The sequence below is a fragment of the Edaphobacter modestus genome (assembly GCF_004217555.1).
Taxonomy (GTDB): domain Bacteria; phylum Acidobacteriota; class Terriglobia; order Terriglobales; family Acidobacteriaceae; genus Edaphobacter; species Edaphobacter modestus.
In genome coordinates this window covers 1,149,722-1,167,112 of the sequence record NZ_SHKW01000001.1, presented here as the reverse complement: position 1 = coordinate 1,167,112, position 17,391 = coordinate 1,149,722, and the positions used below count along the sequence as shown (strand labels likewise).

General features: G+C 58.8%; 11 protein-coding genes and 1 tRNA gene. 4 read left to right on the top strand and 8 right to left on the bottom strand.

From position 1 onward, the window contains the following. Positions 1-486: 486 nt before the first annotated feature. The 3 genes from BDD14_RS04870 to BDD14_RS04860 all read right to left on the bottom strand — a co-directional run bounded on the left by BDD14_RS04870 (position 487) and on the right by BDD14_RS04860 (position 8,027). On the bottom strand, positions 487-4,125 hold the full coding sequence (locus BDD14_RS04870; RefSeq protein WP_130417816.1) for an outer membrane beta-barrel protein: 3,639 nt from the start codon (positions 4,123-4,125) through the stop codon (positions 487-489). 691 nt (positions 4,126-4,816) lie between these two features. Continuing rightward, complete coding sequence (locus BDD14_RS04865; RefSeq protein ID WP_130417815.1) at positions 4,817-6,367, bottom strand: FAD-binding oxidoreductase; 1,551 nt, start codon at positions 6,365-6,367, stop codon at positions 4,817-4,819. Between the two features lie 274 nt (positions 6,368-6,641). Then, the gene (locus tag BDD14_RS04860) at positions 6,642-8,027 is read right to left on the bottom strand and encodes an APC family permease (RefSeq protein WP_130417814.1); all 1,386 of its coding nucleotides are present in this window, start codon (positions 8,025-8,027) and stop codon (positions 6,642-6,644) included. 232 nt (positions 8,028-8,259) lie between these two features. Here BDD14_RS04860 and BDD14_RS04855 point away from each other — a divergent pair, with 232 nt between their 5' ends. Then, positions 8,260-8,955 (top strand): L-ribulose-5-phosphate 4-epimerase, encoded by a 696-nt coding sequence (locus tag BDD14_RS04855; RefSeq protein ID WP_130417813.1) that lies wholly within the window; start codon positions 8,260-8,262, stop codon positions 8,953-8,955. Between the two features lie 18 nt (positions 8,956-8,973). Then, a complete protein-coding gene (locus BDD14_RS04850) occupies positions 8,974-10,554 on the top strand; it encodes a ribulokinase (protein WP_130417812.1) in 1,581 nt (526 codons plus the stop codon). Positions 10,555-10,626: 72 nt separating this feature from the next. Here BDD14_RS04850 and BDD14_RS04845 read toward each other — a convergent pair whose 3' ends face one another. The 3 genes from BDD14_RS04845 to BDD14_RS04835 all read right to left on the bottom strand — a co-directional run bounded on the left by BDD14_RS04845 (position 10,627) and on the right by BDD14_RS04835 (position 11,756). Continuing rightward, a complete protein-coding gene (locus BDD14_RS04845; RefSeq protein ID WP_130417811.1) occupies positions 10,627-11,268 on the bottom strand; it encodes an MBL fold metallo-hydrolase in 642 nt (213 codons plus the stop codon). A 73-nt stretch (positions 11,269-11,341) separates the two neighbouring features. Continuing rightward, the gene (gene secG, locus BDD14_RS04840; RefSeq protein ID WP_130417810.1) at positions 11,342-11,638 is read right to left on the bottom strand and encodes a preprotein translocase subunit SecG; all 297 of its coding nucleotides are present in this window, start codon (positions 11,636-11,638) and stop codon (positions 11,342-11,344) included. Positions 11,639-11,671: 33 nt separating this feature from the next. After that, positions 11,672-11,756 (bottom strand) — tRNA-Leu (locus BDD14_RS04835). Between the two features lie 192 nt (positions 11,757-11,948). On the opposite strand from BDD14_RS04835, the gene BDD14_RS04830 reads away from it, so the two are divergent. Beyond that, positions 11,949-13,064: an isoaspartyl peptidase/L-asparaginase family protein gene (locus BDD14_RS04830; protein WP_242617740.1), complete on the top strand. Its 1,116-nt coding sequence runs from the start codon at positions 11,949-11,951 to the stop codon at positions 13,062-13,064. A 31-nt stretch (positions 13,065-13,095) separates the two neighbouring features. Here BDD14_RS04830 and BDD14_RS04825 read toward each other — a convergent pair whose 3' ends face one another. Together BDD14_RS04825 and BDD14_RS04820 are read right to left on the bottom strand one after the other, a co-directional pair. Continuing rightward, entirely contained in the window at positions 13,096-13,662 is a 567-nt protein-coding gene (locus BDD14_RS04825; protein ID WP_130417809.1) for an RNA polymerase sigma factor, read from the bottom strand. Positions 13,663-13,706: 44 nt separating this feature from the next. Continuing rightward, positions 13,707-14,429, bottom strand: coding sequence for an HAD family hydrolase (locus BDD14_RS04820; RefSeq protein ID WP_130417808.1), 723 nt, complete (start codon positions 14,427-14,429; stop codon positions 13,707-13,709). Positions 14,430-14,514: 85 nt separating this feature from the next. Here BDD14_RS04820 and BDD14_RS04815 point away from each other — a divergent pair, with 85 nt between their 5' ends. Then, positions 14,515-17,355, top strand: a complete 2,841-nt coding sequence (locus BDD14_RS04815; RefSeq protein ID WP_130417807.1) for a hypothetical protein — start codon at positions 14,515-14,517, stop codon at positions 17,353-17,355. Positions 17,356-17,391: the final 36 nt, after the last annotated feature.

Genomic DNA, 17,391 nt, shown 5'->3' with positions numbered 1-17,391 from the left:
TTGATAAATCTTTTATTTTGAGCGGTTTGATCGAAAATCGTCTCGCAAAATATTCAAAACAAAAGGCTTAACCCCTAAAATATTCAATAATAACGGCTTAGAGGAGAATCCGAGGTTGTTCACGGATTCTCTTCCTCGCTTTTAATTGTAGCGATTCGAAGGAAACTAATCGGCATTTGGATTTGGTTTACTTTCTGTGTTTTAGAGGGGTTCAGGGGTTGACAGGATTTTGCGATGGGAGGTTCTGCCGGAATGATCCTGCAAAAATACTGGGATTCTTCGCTTCGCTCAGAATGACGGGGTGAGGGGCAACTTGCCAATGACGGAGTGAGGAGGCCGCTTGCCGATGACGGTGGGAAGGCGGTTGCGTGGTTTAGCAGGCCCGGTGAGGGGTGCTCTGTTTTATCGGGTTGGACTGTTGAGATAGGTTGGGCAAAGAAAAAGGCCCGGACTCTCGCGAGAGAGTCCGGGCCAATTATTTAAGGGTTAGAAGTGGTACTTGACGGAGAGCTGCATCGTCCGCGGGTTGGACCGGACAGGCGTACCCTGGTTGAAGATATTGCCGAACTGGGTGTTGGTGATGTTGTTCTGAGGATTGCCGAGAAACGCGCTGTTGAACAGGTTGTCGGCGTCGGCGCGGAAGTTGATCTGCTGTTCGTGCCAGACGGTGAAGTCCTTGGTGACCGAGGCTCCATAGGTCTGGTAGCTGGGGGCACGCTCAGAGCCGGGGCGGGAGGTACCGAAGGTACCGGACGCCGGTTGACCGTATGCGCAGACACCGTTGTCGACGCCCGCCGTAAGGCAGGGAATTGCGGATGGATCGGTTCCGAACCAGTTGTTGATGGAACGATTGGCTACCTTCAGCGGTCGATACTTGTTTGGACGCTGGGCTCCACTACCCACTTGAGAGTTGTTGTTTGCAGCGAGGGTGACAGGGAAGCCAGAGTAGGCGATGCCGGTCATGCCGACCTTCCATCCGCCCACGGCCAAATTTAGAACGCGCGGCATGTTCGCGCCGTACTTGCGTCCGCGACCGAGGGGAAGGTCATAGACGAGGGTGAAGTTGAGAGCGTTGCGAACGTCCTGCCCGGTGGGGCCGTACTCGGCTTGCATGTTGTAGACGTTCTGGGCGTAAGCACTGGGGTTGTTGATGCCGGGTGCGCCGTAGAAGCCGATGCTGTTGGTCATGGCACGGCTATAGGTGTAGTTTGCGATGTACGTCAGACCGTGGGCCAGGCGCTGACGGAAGCTCGCCTGGAGGGCGTTGTAGTTCATCATGGCGTTGGAGTCGGTGAAGCGGATGTTGCCGGTGTAGCCTACGCCCGGGGTGTCCTGGAAGGGAGATTTGGGGCATCCTGCGGGTTGTGGCGACCCGGTGAGCGGGAACGACCCGCATGGAGCTGCAAGCTGATTCCGCCGGTTGGCAGTGATGAGGTGTTGTCCGGACTCGCCCAGATAGCCGATCTGGAAGGAGGCCGTATTGCTGACCTGGTACTCGAGGGTCAAGCTGTACTCGCCGATGAAGGCGGGCTTGATCTTCTTGTTCCAGACGTTATAGACGACGCCGGTTGCTGCACCCGTGCCGCTTGCAGCACCGAATCCGCTCTGCACGGTGAAGAACTGTCCGGGGATTCCCCCAGGCGCGTTGGACTGAAGACCGCTGGCCTGATAGGAGCCCTGGAAGGGAAGGTTGGTGGTCATGCGGAGGTTAGCACCGGTTCCTTCCATGAAGTTCTGAATGCCGTATCCGCCGCGCACCACCAGACGGGGAGCCGCCTGCCAGGAGAAGCCGATACGTGGCATCACGCTGCCGTAGTAGGGATCGACGAGGGCACGGTTGTAACCAGCGGCCCGCGCCTGCGGCGAACCGGCAAGCAGGATGACCGATGGGTTGGCCGGATCGATCGTTGACATTTTATTGTTCACCTCATAGATCGGCTGAACGAATTCGTAGCGGAAACCGATGTTGAGGGTGAGGGTTGGTGTGACCTTCCAGTCGTCCTGCGCGAAGTAGGCACTTCGCCAGGAGCGCATACCGACCGGTCCGGAGACGCCGCCCTTGCTGACGAAGCCGGCGCGGTTCAGGACGAAGTCAGCTCCGGTGTATCCCCCGCTAGCTCCATTCGCGGTTCCGGCGCCGAGGTAGTAGAAGCCTCCGAGAGAGCCATCGTTGCCGGGGTAGAAGTTGTTTTGCTGCTGGCGTAGATACTGGACACCGAACTTGAAGGTGTGCCGGCTCTTGGACCAGGTGAGATTGTCTCCGTAGAGGAAGGTGTTGAGGGTGTAGTTGGTTCCGGTATTGGCGTTGCCGAGAGAGGGGGCTGTTCCGATGCTGAAGTCAGTCGATCCGTTGGCAGCCTGGATGCCCTGGGGGCTGGCCGAGTTCTGCATTGCAAGAGCAGAGAAGCCAGCAAACGCTTGACTGCCAGGGATGCCGAGGAGGCTGTTGCCGTTCAAGCCAAAGGCACCGCTGGGGTCGAGCAGGACGGCACCGTTGTTCTGAATGCGGGTATAGCCAGCACGGAACTCATTGATGACCGAGGAGCTGAACTGGTGAACCTCGTTGAACGCCCCGCCTCGGAAGGGAAAGGTGGGGGCGCTGTTGAAGCTGGTAGGCAAGGCGCTCAGAGTGGTCTGTCCGCTGTTCATCTGGGAGTAGCGGAAGAGCATGATGACCGAGGAGCTGAACTGGTGAACCTCGTTGAACGCCCCGCCTCGGAAGGGAAAGGTGGGGGCGCTGTTGAAGCTGGTAGGCAAGGCGCTCAGAGTGGTCTGTCCGCTGTTCATCTGGGAGTAGCGGAAGAGCATGTTGTCCTTCTCGCCCGCCTTCCAATCGATCTTCACATCGAACTGGTCGCCATAGTTACGCAGCTTCTGGAGACCACGGTAGTTGTTCTGGGTTGGCGAACCGGCCGTTGGCGTGGCGTTCGGAAGTGGATAGAGCTCCGGATGGGCAAAGAGGTACTGTGCAGCGGGGTTGGTGACCTGAATCTGGTTGTTGGCGTAGGCGGGAAGACCGGCCTGGGTCGAATTGTAGAGTTGAATGGTCCTGCCCGCGCCCATGATAGCCGGGTTCAGGAGTTCGGAGAAGTCTCCCCGGCGCATGCTCGGGGTAAAGACGCTTGCCGATTGGGTGCCACCGAGATGGTAACGACCACCCTGATAGGCGACGAAAAAGAACAGCTTGTCCTTGATAACAGGCCCGCCAAAGGTGCCGCCGAAGAGGTTGCGGGTGTAGGAGTTTTTTGCGACGCCGTTGCGATTGTTCAACCAGCTGTTGGCATCGAGGTTGTAGTTGTTCAGAAAGTAGAAGGCGCTTCCGTGCCAGTTGTTGGTTCCGCTCTTGGTCTGGTAGAGGATGTCGCCACCGTTGACGTTCCCATACTCGGCGTTGGCGTTGGCGGAGATGACCTGAACCTGGGCGATGGCATCGACGTTAGGGACGTAACCCTGGGTGTCATCAAGGGTCTGGTTGACGTTCATACCGTCGAGGAGGTACTGGTTGGCCTGCTGACGGTTGCCATTGATAGATACGGAAGCTCCGCTGGCCTGGCCGCTCATATTATTGCCGCTAAGCGGTCCAGAGACGGCCGCGTTGCTAACGAAGCTGTTGGGCTGCGTGCTGACCGAGCCGGGAAGGAACATGGTGATGGCGGTCAGGTTCCGACCGACCAACGGAATGTTCTCGATGGCGCGGGTGTCGAGCGTGGTGGCAAGGGTGGGATTCTCGGTGTTCAGTAGAGGGGTTACCTCAGCTTCTACAGAGACCTTCTGTTGCTGGTTTTCCAGTCCAAGCTTGGCGTCGATCTTCGCGTTCTGGCCTGTCTCAAGCGCGAATGGGCCGTAGGTCGTTGTGGCGAAACCCTGCGCGGTGATCGTTACTTTATAAGTTCCGATCTGCAGGAAGCGGATGTTGTAGATACCGTCGTTGTTGGTTGTCGTCTCCGTGGCGACGCCGGTTTCAGTATTGGTTGCGGCGACCCTGGCGTTCGGGATTACGGCTCCTGAAGGGTCGGTGACTGTGCCGTTCACGCTTCCGGTGATGGTCTGCGCTCTGGATACAGCGCAACATACCACCAGGAGAATGACGGACAGGATACTTAGAGTGATGGGTCTTCGTTGCATCGGTGTCTCCTCGAAAATTCGTGCTCAGTAAGGTATTTGCTCTACGGCTGCACGGTGGGGCAAAGCATCGGCGGTTGCATCTTTCCATGACCTGTCTTCCCGGGGAGAGGTCCCATTCGGGACTTCCGCGAGACGCTCATGAGAGCGGGCCAAAGGAAGCATGAACTCGGCAGAACCGAACTTCGCTGTATCCCAACGTTTTGTTTTGTGTCTTTGACCGTAGATGGGAATGAGTTACGCTGGCGCGGCTTTCGCTGACGCTTCCAGCGGTGTTGCTTTTCCTGTGGAGGTTCCTCCTTAGGGGGATGGGGCTGCTTTTAGCCGACGGCATCGGATGATGCCGTCCGTGGATAAATTCGAAGCCAAATTGTGAGCTTTGTTGCGATGGTCTGTCCATCGAAAACGCAAGGCCGGCGCTAATCGCATTGGCGCCCGTCGGAAGGGGTTTTGGAGATGTACGTGCGCTTAGGCAGGACCGGCCGGGATGACGGTCTTCTCCGCCGGACAGGGGAAGGCCTGTTGCGGCAGCCTGCCGGAATGTCGTCTGGGACGCTCGCTCTGGCAGGTCGTGTAGTTGTCTGTACAACGGTGCCTTCAAACGTGGTACCAAAGAAGCCTCCGTGTCGAAGAGTCTTGAATCTAAGGCAAAACCAGGTTCTTCAAATCGAAACCGCTGTATCGACCGGCGCTGTCAGGCGCGGACCGACATGGAATGGTGAAAAATGTTGTTCGGGTCGTACTTGCGCTTGACCCCCTGGAGGAACGGATAGAGTCCCTGGTCTCCGTAATAGAGCTGAGGCCAGAAGGGATACGAGAGCATATCGGCATCCGGGTAGTTGATGTAGCAGCCTTCGTATTGCTGATTGTGGTAGGGGGTTCCCTTGTGGGGCTGGTCAACGTCCGGACCGGAGTAGAGGTCGGTATAGAAGTCGCGCATCCACTGCAGCCGTCCGGCATCGTCAGCCGGATTCCGCCAATAGGTCTGGAACTGCAGCTTCATGACGGAGGCGCGTTGCGGGATGGAGGTTTCGCCGGCGAGCTCGGGACGGTTGACGGCACCACCATAGGAGTCGACGGCAAGAATGCCGCTGAGCTCGACGCCGGGGATCTCGCGATTGAGGTGCTTATAGATGGTGCGGGCCTCGGCCGAGGTAAAGGTGCGCTTCATGTAGCTGGATTTGTACTTCGCGCGAGTATTTCCGCCTACATCTCCATGCACGGTGGCGTCGTACCAGGAGATGCGATTCATGTTGTGCGGTCCGGAGCAGGGCAGCGGAGTTCCGTCGGGCCTGGTGAGGATGCGAGCGTTCCCCGCGTTGGCGCTGTGACGGGAATCCATCGTCTGGGGCTCGGCGGCGACAGGCTTGCAGGGCTGAAAGAGATCGATGAACTCGTTGAGGACGGTGAGGTCGTCGCAGGTTCCGTCGGGATTGCAGAACTGGACGGAGATTCCGATGCGGCCCGAATTGCGATGGGAGAGTCCGAGGGCGGTGAACATGCCCCAGGTGTCGGGATCTTTCCCCCGAGTCTCGTAATAGTGGCCATAGGTCGTGAGGATGGCCTCGAAGCGTTCGGGGGTCATGTCTTCCCAGGGGAAGGACATGCCGACGTTTACGACCTCTTTGGGGGCCTGAGGCAGCTTATCGAAGTAGTAGGCCGTGATGACGCCGAAGTTGTTGCCACCGGCTCCGCGACAGGCGCGAAAGAGGTCGGGATCTTTCTTCTTGTCCACGCGGCGAGGCACTACGGTTCCGGAGGCATCGACGGTGAGGATATCGACGGCGGAGAGCCAGTCGACGGTGAGTCCATGCAGACGGCTGAGCACGCCATAGCCGCCGCCGGAGATGTGGCCGCCCGCTCCGACTCCGTAACAGGATCCTCCGGGCAGCGTCACGCCGGATTCCTTATAGAGTCGCGTGTAGGCGTCGCCGAGCCGGGTTCCCGGGCCGATCTTGTAGGTGTGTCCGCTGCCGGTGGCGTCCATGCCGTTGACCAGGCTGACATCGAGCAGCACCCCGCCGGGATTGTTGCAGACGAAATCTTCGTAACAGTGACCGCCTGAACGAATGGTGGGGCGAAGGCCGGCACGAACGGTTTTCTGCAGGGCTTCGGCTACGTCGTCAGGGTTTTCGCAGATCTCGATACGGCCTACAGAATCCGCCTCAGAGGCTGGCCAGCGAAGATTGTGGCTCTTCCTGAGGGTTGGAAAACGCGGATCCTGTCGTGAAACATTGGTCGACATGCTACTCCTTGCTTGGGTTGCCGATTACGCAGTGATGCCCGGCAGAGACCGAGGCCTTTGTTTCTGAAAAATGAGAATCGAATGAGGTTCCAGAGTGATCGCAGACAAGAGAAGCAATTTTTCTAACTGGTTGTGTTTTCCTGAGTGGCTTGATTTCATTACAGTACTGTGAAGATGTCAATCGGTCATATGTCCTATGGGTGGTTAGGCGTATCGGGGAATGGATCGGTCCGACCTCTTTTTTAGAGTGTTCCGTGTGCAGTTTCGAAGGTTCTCACGATTCAGGATTCAGATCGGCCCGACGATTGCTGCGGGATTGTTTAGAGATCTTTACGACAACGTAGAGCGGCAGGCCCGCCACGGCGATCAGCAGAGCGAATGTCAGCGCCGACATGCCTGCGACGGTTTCGGTGCGAGAGGCGTAGAGAGCATAAACTGTCAGCGCAGCCGGGCTGAGACCGAGAAGGACGGGAACCCAGTCCGGGCCCGGAATCCGGAACGGACGGGGCAGGTGAGGCTCATTTCGCCGCAGCAGGACCAAGGCTACGAACTCCAGAATCATGGACAAACCATAAAGAACCAGGTCGATGGTGATGAGACGTTCGAAGGAAAAGCCGAGAGCCAATGCCCAGCAGAGACCGCACGCAATGACGGAGACCCAGGGGGAGCCGTTCCGCAGGCGCCGGGTGAAGATGGAGGGAAGGAATCCGTCCTCTGCCAGCGCATGGGGCAATCGCGTGTAGGAGAGCGTGAGATTGCTGAAGGTTCCGAAGTCATCGAGCGAGCCGGCGAGGACGACGCCAACTGCGAGTGCGGATCCGCCAAGGATATGTGCCGCATCGACCCACGCCCCGGTCGAGAATCTCTCGGCGGGGATGCCGGCCCAGGCCACGGCGACGATGGGGACGACGTAGGTCAGCATCACCATCACTGCCGCGAGGAGGATGACGCGAGGATAGTTGCGCTGAGGGTTTTCGACCTCATTGGCAATGGTTGTGGCGTTGTCCCAGCCCATGTAGTTCCACATCGCCACCAGGATGGCGGTCGAAAACGCCTTGCCCTCGGGCGCGGCGAAGGAGGCGTGACCACCGAAGGTGCCGTGTGCTCCGCGAAGGCCCATGAAGATCGCCGCCACGATGAGAATGAGGAATGGAGAGATGGCGAAGATCCAAAGCCGCACCGAGCCTTCGCCTACGGCCGCAGCGCCGCGCAGGTTCCAGATGACCGCCGCAGCCACAACGGCCAGTTCGAGAAGAATGCCTCGATGTCCGCGCGTGAGGGAGGGAGCCAGGTGCGAGAGATAGAGAACGAAGGTTGTGGGGTAGATGGCCATGTCGAAGACCGAGGCCGAAAGGGAGAGCCAGGCCTCCTGAAAGCCCCAGAATGGCCCCATCGCTCGTCGCACCCAGGCGTAGAAGCCGCCCTCCGCGGGTACGGCAGAGGCCAGCTCGCCGAGCATGAGCGCGGTGGGAAAGCTCCAGAAGAAGGGGAGGAGGCAGAGAAGCCACAGCGCGCGGCCGTATCCGCCGAAGCCAATGATGTCCTCCAGATCGTATGGCCCGCCGGACACCATGAAGTAGGTCGCGGCGAGGAGCGGAAGAAGACGAAGTTTTCGTATGCCGGCGTTTGGCTGGCCTGCCGCTGGCTTTGAGCTGGGCATAGATCGATGCAATCTATCCTAAACGCCTTCGGATCCGCGGCCTTTTTGCTGAAGCGCGAACGCGAGATGCAGGTCTCTCCACTTCGATCCTGTGGGGGATATTCTTCCATCATTTGCCCCTGGTTGATTTCGATGGAAGAATCGGAGGGACAACAGGCGGCCCAAGTGAGTTAGAGTTTCGCTGGAGAGATTGGTCTTTTCGTAACTGCGATTGACACACAAGGACGAGAACATGCTCAAAAAGTTGAAAGAGGCCACACTGGAAGCCAACCTGGAGCTGGTTCGTCGTGGCCTGGTGCTGTACACCTTCGGCAACGCCAGCGGAATAAGCCGCGAGGACGGGTTGGTGGTGATCAAACCAAGTGGCGTCGATTACGATGCCCTTCGACCTGAGCACATGGTGGTCACCGATCTTACGGGCAGAGTCGTCGAAGGAGCACTCAATCCTTCGAGCGATCTGAAGACGCACCTGGCACTCTACAAGGCCTTCACGAATATCGGTGCGGTTGTCCATACCCACAGCGAGCATGCAACGGCGTGGGCCCAGGCCGGCCGCGAGATTCCTGCCCTGGGTACAACGCACGCCGATTACTTCCATGGGCCGGTGCCTTGTACCCGGGAGCTGACGGACGATGAGATTAACGGCGACTACGTGCTGAATACGGGCAAGGCCATTATCGAACGGTTCGCGGGGATCGATCCTCTTGCTGTGCCGGCGGCGCTGGTCGCCGGACACGCGCCGTTTGCGTGGGGCAGGGACCCGCATGACGCGGCTCACAATGCAGTCGTATTGGAGGCGGTTGCGAAGATGGCCTTCATGACCGTATTACTGAACTCGCAGTGTGGCGTGTCGGAGGCTCTGCTGGACCGGCATTACTTCCGCAAACATGGCGCAAAGGCGACCTACGGACAAAATACTGTGATCTAAAGGCGATGGGTGGAGACGATGGCGGTTGTAGCTGGTGCAGATTTTGGAACGCTGAGCGTACGTGTGACGCTATTGGATTCAGAACGAGGTCGGCTCGGAACCGCGGTTGCGGAGTATCCGCTTCATCGGAGGCGGGAAGATCCGGACTTCGCGACCCAGTCTCACGCAGACCAGATGAACGCGCTGGTAAAAGCCACGCGAGGCGTGCTGGAGCAGACGGGCGTGCGGGGCGAAGATGTTCTGGCGCTGGCGCTGGATACGACCGGTTCCAGCGTGGTGATGGTGGACGACGCGCTGGAGCCGTTGGACGACTATTACCTGTGGTGCGATCATCGCGCCCATCGCGAGGCCCAGCAGATCACCGCGAAAGCTCATGAGAGGAAACTGGAAGCGATTGACTGGTGCGGCGGCGTCTACTCCCATGAGTGGGGTTGGGCCAAGCTGCTGCACTGGTTGCGGCATGCCGATGATGCGAAGCGCTCCCGATTCGCCACGGCGCTGGAACATTGCGATATGGTTGCCGCGACACTGACCGGTGTCCGCAGACCGGCAGAGCTGAAGCGCAGTGTCTGCGCCATGGGACACAAGTGGATGTGGAACCCGAAGTGGGGAGGCCTTCCGCCGGAGGACTTTCTGGTAGCCGTCGATCCTCTGCTGAAGGGCATACGGGAGAAGATTGGCGGAGAGTACCTGACCTCCGACCACATCTACGGCGGATTGAGCGAAGCATGGGCCGCGAAGATGGGACTGGCGGCGGGGATTCCAATTCCCGTGGGCGCCTTCGATGCTCACTGGGACGCGCTGGGCGCCGGATGCAGGGAAGGGGACGTGGTCAATGTAGTGGGCACGTCGACGTGCATCATTGCCATGGCCCACGAGAGCGAGCTTGTGCCAGGTGTGTGCGGGGTGGTGCCGGGGAGTGTGAATCCTGCATTGACTGGAATCGAGGCCGGTCTGTCGGCGGTGGGAGATATCTTCGAAAGCATCGCGCGGCGTGCCGGCAAGACGGTAAAGGATCTCGCGCAGGGGTTGGAATCGTACAAGCCGGGGCAGACCGGCTTGTTGCGGATGAGTTGGGACAATGGAGACCGTACCGTCCTGGTGAATCCCGAGCTGGGTGGTGTCACCCTGGGATGGAACCTTGTACACACGGCGCAGGATGAGCTGTTCGCGGCTATCGAAGGAACGGCATTTCACACACGGATCATTCTGGAACGCATGGCGGAACATTCCGTTCCCGTCGAGCGTGTGATAAACGGCGGAGGAATTCCGCAAAACAATGCCATGCTGAACCAGGTCTATGCCAATGTGCTGAACAAGCCGGTGCTGGTTCCGGATGGAACTCCGACGAGCCTCGGCTCTGCGATTGTCGCCTTTGTGGCTGCGGGAGTCTTTCCCACGATTGAGGCGGCGCAGAAGAAGCTGTGTCTCCCCTTCAGGACGTTTTCTCCCGATCCCGAGGGGGTGGAACGCTATGAGCCGCTGTACCGGCTCTATCGCAAACTCTATTTCGCGCTGGGTTCGCGCGACGCGAATGCGGTTGCATTGGGGGACGTGCTGCCCCTGCTTCGTGAGATTGCTCAGCAGGCGAGGGGCTGACCAATAACGTCTTTCCATCCGGGTTTATCTTTTTGATTCGGATGAGGTGATACGTTATTTATTTTCTTCAAGCTATTGATAATAAGTGTCTTGAAGGAATGGATTATCTTCCCGCTCTTCGCCGATGGTGGTATTTGGGCCGTGACCGGGAACGACCTTTACCTCGTCGGGGAGGGTGAGGAGTCGGTCGCGGATGGAGTGGATGAGCTGACGGGTATCTCCTCCGGGGAGATCGGTGCGGCCGACCGAGCCTGCGAAGAGGGTATCGCCTGCAATCAGAAGAGAGTTCTGAGGTAGATAGAGGCAGACGCTGCCCTGGGTATGGCCCGGAGTATGGAGGACCGTGCCTTCGATGCCGGTGACGGAGATGACCTGTCCGTCGCGAAGAGGACTATCGGGAGGGGCGACCTCGGGAACGGGCATGCGCAGCCACGAGGCCTGCACGTCCATCATCTTTACGAGCGGGAGATCGTTTTCGTTGTAGTAGATGGGGGCCCCGGTGAGCTGCTTGAGCTTGTGGGCGCCGGCGATGTGGTCGATGTGCGCGTGCGTGATGAGGATGGACTTTACGGTGAGGCCATGGCGCTGGAGCGTGGCTTGAATGACGGGGATATCGTCGCCGGGATCGATGACGATGGCCTCGCGTGAGGTCTCGTCGCCGAGGATGGAGCAGTTGCATTGCAGAAGGCCGACGGGGAGAATCTCGTGGATCATGCATCAAGAGTACATACGGAAAAGAGAAAACGCAGGCGCGAGGCCTGCGTTATGGGTGAGGACTGGAGTCCCGTTACTTTTTCGGCGCGCTCTGCTGCTGCTGCGTGGGAGTGTGGCCGGAGAGGACGGAGCGATCCGACGCGCGCGAGAGCAGAATCGTGAGGCCGACCGAGGTGAGCATGAAGATGATCGCCGAATAGGTCGTCATGCGGGTGAGCAGGTTGGCGGCTCCGCGAGGGCCGAAGGCGGTCTGTGAGCCCTGACCTCCGAAGGCTGCGGCGAGGTCGGCGGATTTGCCCTGTTGAATCAGAACAACGCCAACTAGGAAAACAGCAACCAGGACGTGCAGGATAACGAGAGCGATGATCATCGGGAACAGTGCCTTCCGAGGAATGTTTTGGATTGGTGCGGAGGAGGGGACTTGAACCCCTATGCCTTGCGGCGCAAGCACCTCAAGCTTGTGCGTCTGCCAATTTCGCCACCTCCGCATAGGCTCTGCACTGCAGGTGCCAGTAAAGAGCGGTGAGCAATCCGAAACGTAGTATAGCATTCCGCAGCCCCTTTTTGCATGTCTAAGTGCCACAGGGAATTGCTCTTCGAAGTGGATGCGGTGGGGAAGTCGAGACGGTAGACTCATGGCTCCTCCAATTTCTTCGATTTGCGACAGGTGAGCGATGCGTATGCGGACAGGGCTTCGGATTGGCGTGATTGCGGCGACGATTTTTGCCGGTGGTTCAGGGGCGGTGCAGACGGAGAGGGTGATGGCTGCTTCGAGCGCAGCTGCGGGGGGAGCAGCGGCTGCGGAGGCGAAGCACAAGTGGGCGATTGTGCTGCATGGAGGCGCGGGTGTCATTGAGCGCAGATCGATGAGTGCGGAGACGGATGCGGCGTATCGGGCTTCCCTGAGGGCGGCTATCCAGGGGGCGGCAGATGTGCTCGATAAAGGCGGCAGTTCGGTGGATGCGGTCGAGGCTGCGATCAGGCTGATGGAGGACGATCCGCTTTTCAATGCCGGTAGAGGCGCTGTCTTCACTGCCGAAGGCAAGAACGAACTGGATTCGGCGGTGATGGACGGGGCGACGATGAAGGCTGGGGCGGCGGCGGGGGTGACGCGGACACGGCATCCTATCTCGCTGGCGCGGGCGGTGATGGAGAAGTCGCCCCACGTGATGTTGATTGGTGCTGGCGCGGATCAGTTTGCCGCCAGCGTGGGGCTTGAGCAGGTGGACCCAAGTTACTTCTTCACGGAACGAAGATGGCAGAGCCTGATCCGGCAGTTGAAGAAGGAGGGCGCGCCGGTGCCGGCGAGACCGCAAGGCGTACCTCCGGCGCCGTCCGGGGGGCTGGCGGAGATTGAGCCTCCGGATGCGCACAAATACGGGACGGTTGGAGTGGTGGCTCTGGATCGAAACGGAAATATTGCCGCGGGAACCTCAACGGGAGGGACGCAGGCGAAGCGATGGGGGAGAGTCGGGGATTCGCCGATTATCGGCGCGGGAACGTACGCTTCGAACCAGTCCTGCGCGGTGTCGGCGACGGGAACCGGCGAGTACTTCATCCGGCTTACGGTCGCGCGAACGATCTGCTCGCTGGTGCAGTACAAGGGCATGAAGCTTCAGGACGCAGCCGACGAGGTGGTGCAGAAGGAACTGGGGGCGATCCACGGTGATGGCGGCGTGATCGCAGTTGCGCCGGATGGGCAGCTGGCATGGAGCTTCAATACTCCTGGGATGTATCGCGGACGAGTAGTCGAGGGTGGGGCGATCGAGGTGAAGATCTATGCCGATGAGAAGTAATCGCTCACTTTGATCTTCGGGCGGATAGAGATCAATGCCCGGACGTTGCAGCCGTCTGTGGGGAGTTGTGCCGGCAGTTGCAATCCAGGCAGGAGGTTTGCGCGCAGGCTCCGCAATGGTGGGAGAGCTGCTTCCGAAGGGCGCGTCGAGCTCGATGAGCGCGTACGGCTGCATTTCCGGATGTGATTCCCGATTGTTGTGCGAAGGAATCGAGGGGAGCTTCCTCCAGGTCGACCTTCCGCAGAATTTCGCTGTAAGAGGCTGGAAGCTGCTCGAGTACGTCATGAACGCAGCCGCAGATCTTTGCCGGAGCTGGATCGGGTACGAACGACGGTAGCTCGGTCTCGGGAGTCAGAGATGCGAAGGAGCGCGTTTCGACGGCTTGGTGGCGATAGTGGTCGATGACGGCATTGCGCAGGATACGGAAGAACCAGGCCTCTGCCGACTCATCTGCATTGAGAGCGCCTGCCCGGGAGAAGGCACGTGCATAGGAGGCCTGAAGAATGTCTTCGGCCGCGGCACGGTCGTGTACCCTTCGCTGGACGAAGGCGAGGAAGCGGTTCCGCTGGCTGCTGAGGTTGGCGATGGCAGGCGACATGATCTACCGATTAGATGCGCAAAGCAAGAAAATAGACCCAGATGTCAGAAGTGGTTCAGCAGCTCGGAGAAGGCAGCCAGTTCGAGCAGATGCTGCCCTGCTGGAGGTTGTTGCACGGTCTCGTGTTCCAGAATCCAGGTGAAGCTGTGCGGAATGAAGATCGCATGAAGACCGGCTGCGAGCGCGGGATTGATATCGGAGCGCGGACTGTTTCCTATCATCCATGTGCAGGCTGCATCGCACCGATGATGTGCGGAGAGCGCGAGATAAGCCTGGTCGTGCTTTTCAGGGAGAACTTCTACAGCACTGAAGTTAGGCGCGAGACCTGAGCGCTCGAGCTTTCCGGTTTGTTCCGTGGGATCACCCTTCGTGACGAGGATGAGCCGGTGGCGGGTTGAGAGTTCGGCGAGAGTTTCGGAGACCCCGGGAAGCAGTTCAATCTCGTGATGCGCGATCAAGTCGGCAAACCCGTGGATACGCCGGTGCTGTTCGTCGGTGACGGAGGAGCCGGAGAGCTGTTCGAAGCAATTAACAAGGGAACGGCGGAAGCTTCGAAGACCATAACCATGGGCGGCAATCGTTGCATGTTCGCAGTGATTGAGGTGTTCGCGGACCTCCGCCGCGGTATGCACCTTGTGATCGAGATAGGAGATGAAGGCGGCGATGGCGCGCTCAAAATAGACGTTGTTTTCCCATAAGGTATCGTCGGCATCGATCAGCAGGGTATGGCCCGGGGATCGTCGTGAGTGCTGCGAGGAGTGTGCCACATGGTCATTATAAAGAGTTCGGCGCTGGAGAATCTTCGACAGGAGGCAGCAACCCCGCGCTGTCCTATCCTGTAGAGGGGTACCTATGCATTTGAGAATGATTGGATCGACCCTGCTGCTGGGATTGTGTTCTGTCACTCTGCTGTTCGGGCAGACTGCGAACGAATCTGTGCCGGGAAGAGAGGCGCCGGGGAGTATTCAAATTCCTCCTCCTTCCATGGCCGGAGTCTCACCGCTGGCAGGCTCGATTCGAGCCGAGGGGATACCCGATGAAATTGTGTCCCTGAACTGCGTCGCACTGATCTCGTCGCTGAAGATCGAGAAGAACGTCGTTACCTTCAGCGGGATCAACCATCTCTCAGCTGCACAACAGGTTCATATCCTGAAGCTGAACCGAGCCACATATCTCAACGACGCCACCTTGACGGTATTAGCCGCGACGCCGGTCTCTTTTACGGCAGCGTTTTCTCATCCCGACGTCTCTCCGATCAGCGATGGTGGAACGGCCCTGCGTACGGATTGTGGAGCGAAGGCGAGCTTTCGCAGCGATCAGAAGGTGGATGTGTTTCACAACAATCTGAACTACTTCAGGCGGCATCTCTCCTCGGATATCGGGTTATTCACCTACGATAATTTTCTTCCCCTCGAACAGGATGCGCACTATACGTTTTCGACGTTCAGCGCGCCGAGCTACAGCTGGGGCAACCATGGCGGTTGGGGAGTACAGAAGGATCGTCATCAGGAGGTCGTTTTCAACAGCCGCGGAATCGCCCAAGCAAACACTCTGTGGTGTCACAAGCACGGAACGGGTGACGTGGCATGCGGCGATTACGTATATGGGTATACCGATGGCGGAAGCACGGCGCAGTCCGATGAGGGTTTTACCGTGGATACACGGCAGGGTGGCGAGAGTGACGCCTACTTTCACGGAACCGTTGGCAAGGGCGCTACGGCGGGAGCGACCGTTCTTCCTGTCGTGTTCAGCTCCGGACAGGAGACAACAACCGACGGTGCATTTCTGCTCGATATCACCAAGGGAAGACTGTCGGGGACGGTTTCGGGAGTCGATGCTCTGGTGGACGGAACATCCGTCCATGTCCTTCCGGTGAGCCTTGCGGGAGAGCAGCATCTGACCGCCTCAACCGGAATCGGTATTATTCAGACGCCGCTTCCCATCATCGCAGTCGCGAACATTCCCGAGACCATCACGCTCGAGATCAAACTTACGAGTGGATCGTTCAAGCCGGGAGTGGCCTGCCTTGCTGGAGGCTGGTATCCGGAACATGTTTCGATTACGGCGGTGGAGCCTCCCGCAGGGCAGAGGCAGAGAGTTACCGTGATTCACAAGAATCCCAATCCTACAGCGGAGACCGACCCCAGCAATCCTTCGTCGTTATGGCAGGGGAGCGTCTGCGGCGATTACCTTAGCCTCGACAGGAATTTAGCTCGGGATGGTTTTCGGACCAGCTACGCGATTGTAGGGGCTACTGATCCCGAGCATATTGCTTACGTGTGGAATGTGAACGGATCGGTTCGTCAGAACGGAATCAAGCTCTATTCCGCACCGGTACCGTTGAAACAACTGGTAAGAAAGGGGGGCGTTGTGACGGCGAACTTTGCGAGAGCGAATACATCTTTCCTCTACAACCAGGCACCTTCTGTGGTGATCGCCGATGCTGCTAATCCCAGCTTCAACGGGACGGTGTCCTCGCCGGTCTATGTGGGCGGACAAAATGTCTCCGTAAGCTGGAAGCAGCCCGGTCCGGACGCGACCTCTGCTTCAGCGACGATAGATCTTCCGGCAAGCTCCTACGGATTCCATCTCTATCCGGGGGCGGAGATTCTGGCACCGCAGACTCCAGAGGGGGTTTCGTTGGAGCCAAACACTGTGGCATGGGAGGCCGGAGACATTATCGAGAATCCTCACAATCCCAGCTTCCAGATGCGCTTTCGTACAACCGGGGTAACACAGCATACGCCGCCCAGCGGAGCCGATTCCCGTGGCGAGCTCTGGACGTTTCGAGGGGCGGGAATCTCCGCCAACTTCCGTCCCTCGACATGGGTCAACACCAATCCATGCAAGCTTTACATGGGATGTGGCGGCACCCTGGACCCGATCATCTGGACGACCCATCGTGGACCGTATGGGATTCTGAACCGTATTGACAGTGCGCCGATGAACGGCGGTGTGCTTTTCCGCGTGGGCTGCGATTCCCTTGGGTGCGATCATCCTGCTCCCTACGCGTTGTTCGTTATGCAGAACGGATATATCTCCTACGATCCGGCGACGAGCACGGTGAGTACGGCGGCCTTCAAAGCGGACGCGCTCACTTCGAAGAGACTTCAGGTAGAGGGCGCCAGTATCGACAAGCTGTCTCTTCCGAAGACCGGGGACAATGATTGTCTCGGAGTGAAGGACCACGTTCTTGTCTCCGGCAGGTCCCAGCCGCAGGGCGCACCCTGTATCGCTTCGATTCATTGGCGTGGAGGCAATGGATTGACGGTGCAGCAGTCTGGCAGCGCAGCGGAGCCAACCTACACGATCGTTCCGGAGGCTGGGTACTATATTCCGAAGCTGGGCAACAGGGGGAACGCTGAGCCACCGCCCTCTTCCGCTTCCACGCCAGTGGCCGCAAGCTTCACGGTGGCAGTGGCCAATGCTGGCGGAAGCATCAGCTGCGCCGCTGGATACCGATGCAGTGCCGAGCGTGGCCGGATCGAACTGGCTTCCAACAGAAACGCGGCTGCAGGGAAGATCGTTCGCGTTCAGGCAAGGCTGGAAGCCGGAGAGGTATGTACGGCCACGCAGAATGGCGGCACAGCATTCTTCGGCATCGGTAGCGGAGGCGAGAGCGTGGCGGGGTTTGATATTACTTCAGGTCTCGCAATCTCTGGAAAGGTCGTGATCGACTATTTCTGCCGTTGAGCCGGGTGGCACTCGATTGCAAGAAGGGGATCAAAC

Bases quoted from the DNA above. Each gene is read 5' to 3' on its own strand.
- secG (WP_130417810.1), bottom strand. From the start codon at position 11,638: ATGATCATCGCTCTCGTTATCCTGCACGTCCTGGTTGCTGTTTTCCTA.
- BDD14_RS04815 (WP_130417807.1), top strand. From the start codon at position 14,515: ATGCATTTGAGAATGATTGGATCGACCCTGCTGCTGGGATTGTGTTCT.
- BDD14_RS04855 (WP_130417813.1), top strand. From the start codon at position 8,260: ATGCTCAAAAAGTTGAAAGAGGCCACACTGGAAGCCAACCTGGAGCTG.
- BDD14_RS04850 (WP_130417812.1), top strand. From the start codon at position 8,974: ATGGCGGTTGTAGCTGGTGCAGATTTTGGAACGCTGAGCGTACGTGTG.
- BDD14_RS04825 (WP_130417809.1), bottom strand. From the start codon at position 13,662: ATGTCGCCTGCCATCGCCAACCTCAGCAGCCAGCGGAACCGCTTCCTC.
- BDD14_RS04830 (WP_242617740.1), top strand. From the start codon at position 11,949: ATGCGGACAGGGCTTCGGATTGGCGTGATTGCGGCGACGATTTTTGCC.
- BDD14_RS04860 (WP_130417814.1), bottom strand. From the start codon at position 8,027: ATGCCCAGCTCAAAGCCAGCGGCAGGCCAGCCAAACGCCGGCATACGA.
- BDD14_RS04845 (WP_130417811.1), bottom strand. From the start codon at position 11,268: ATGATCCACGAGATTCTCCCCGTCGGCCTTCTGCAATGCAACTGCTCC.
- BDD14_RS04865 (WP_130417815.1), bottom strand. From the start codon at position 6,367: ATGTCGACCAATGTTTCACGACAGGATCCGCGTTTTCCAACCCTCAGG.
- BDD14_RS04870 (WP_130417816.1), bottom strand. From the start codon at position 4,125: ATGCAACGAAGACCCATCACTCTAAGTATCCTGTCCGTCATTCTCCTG.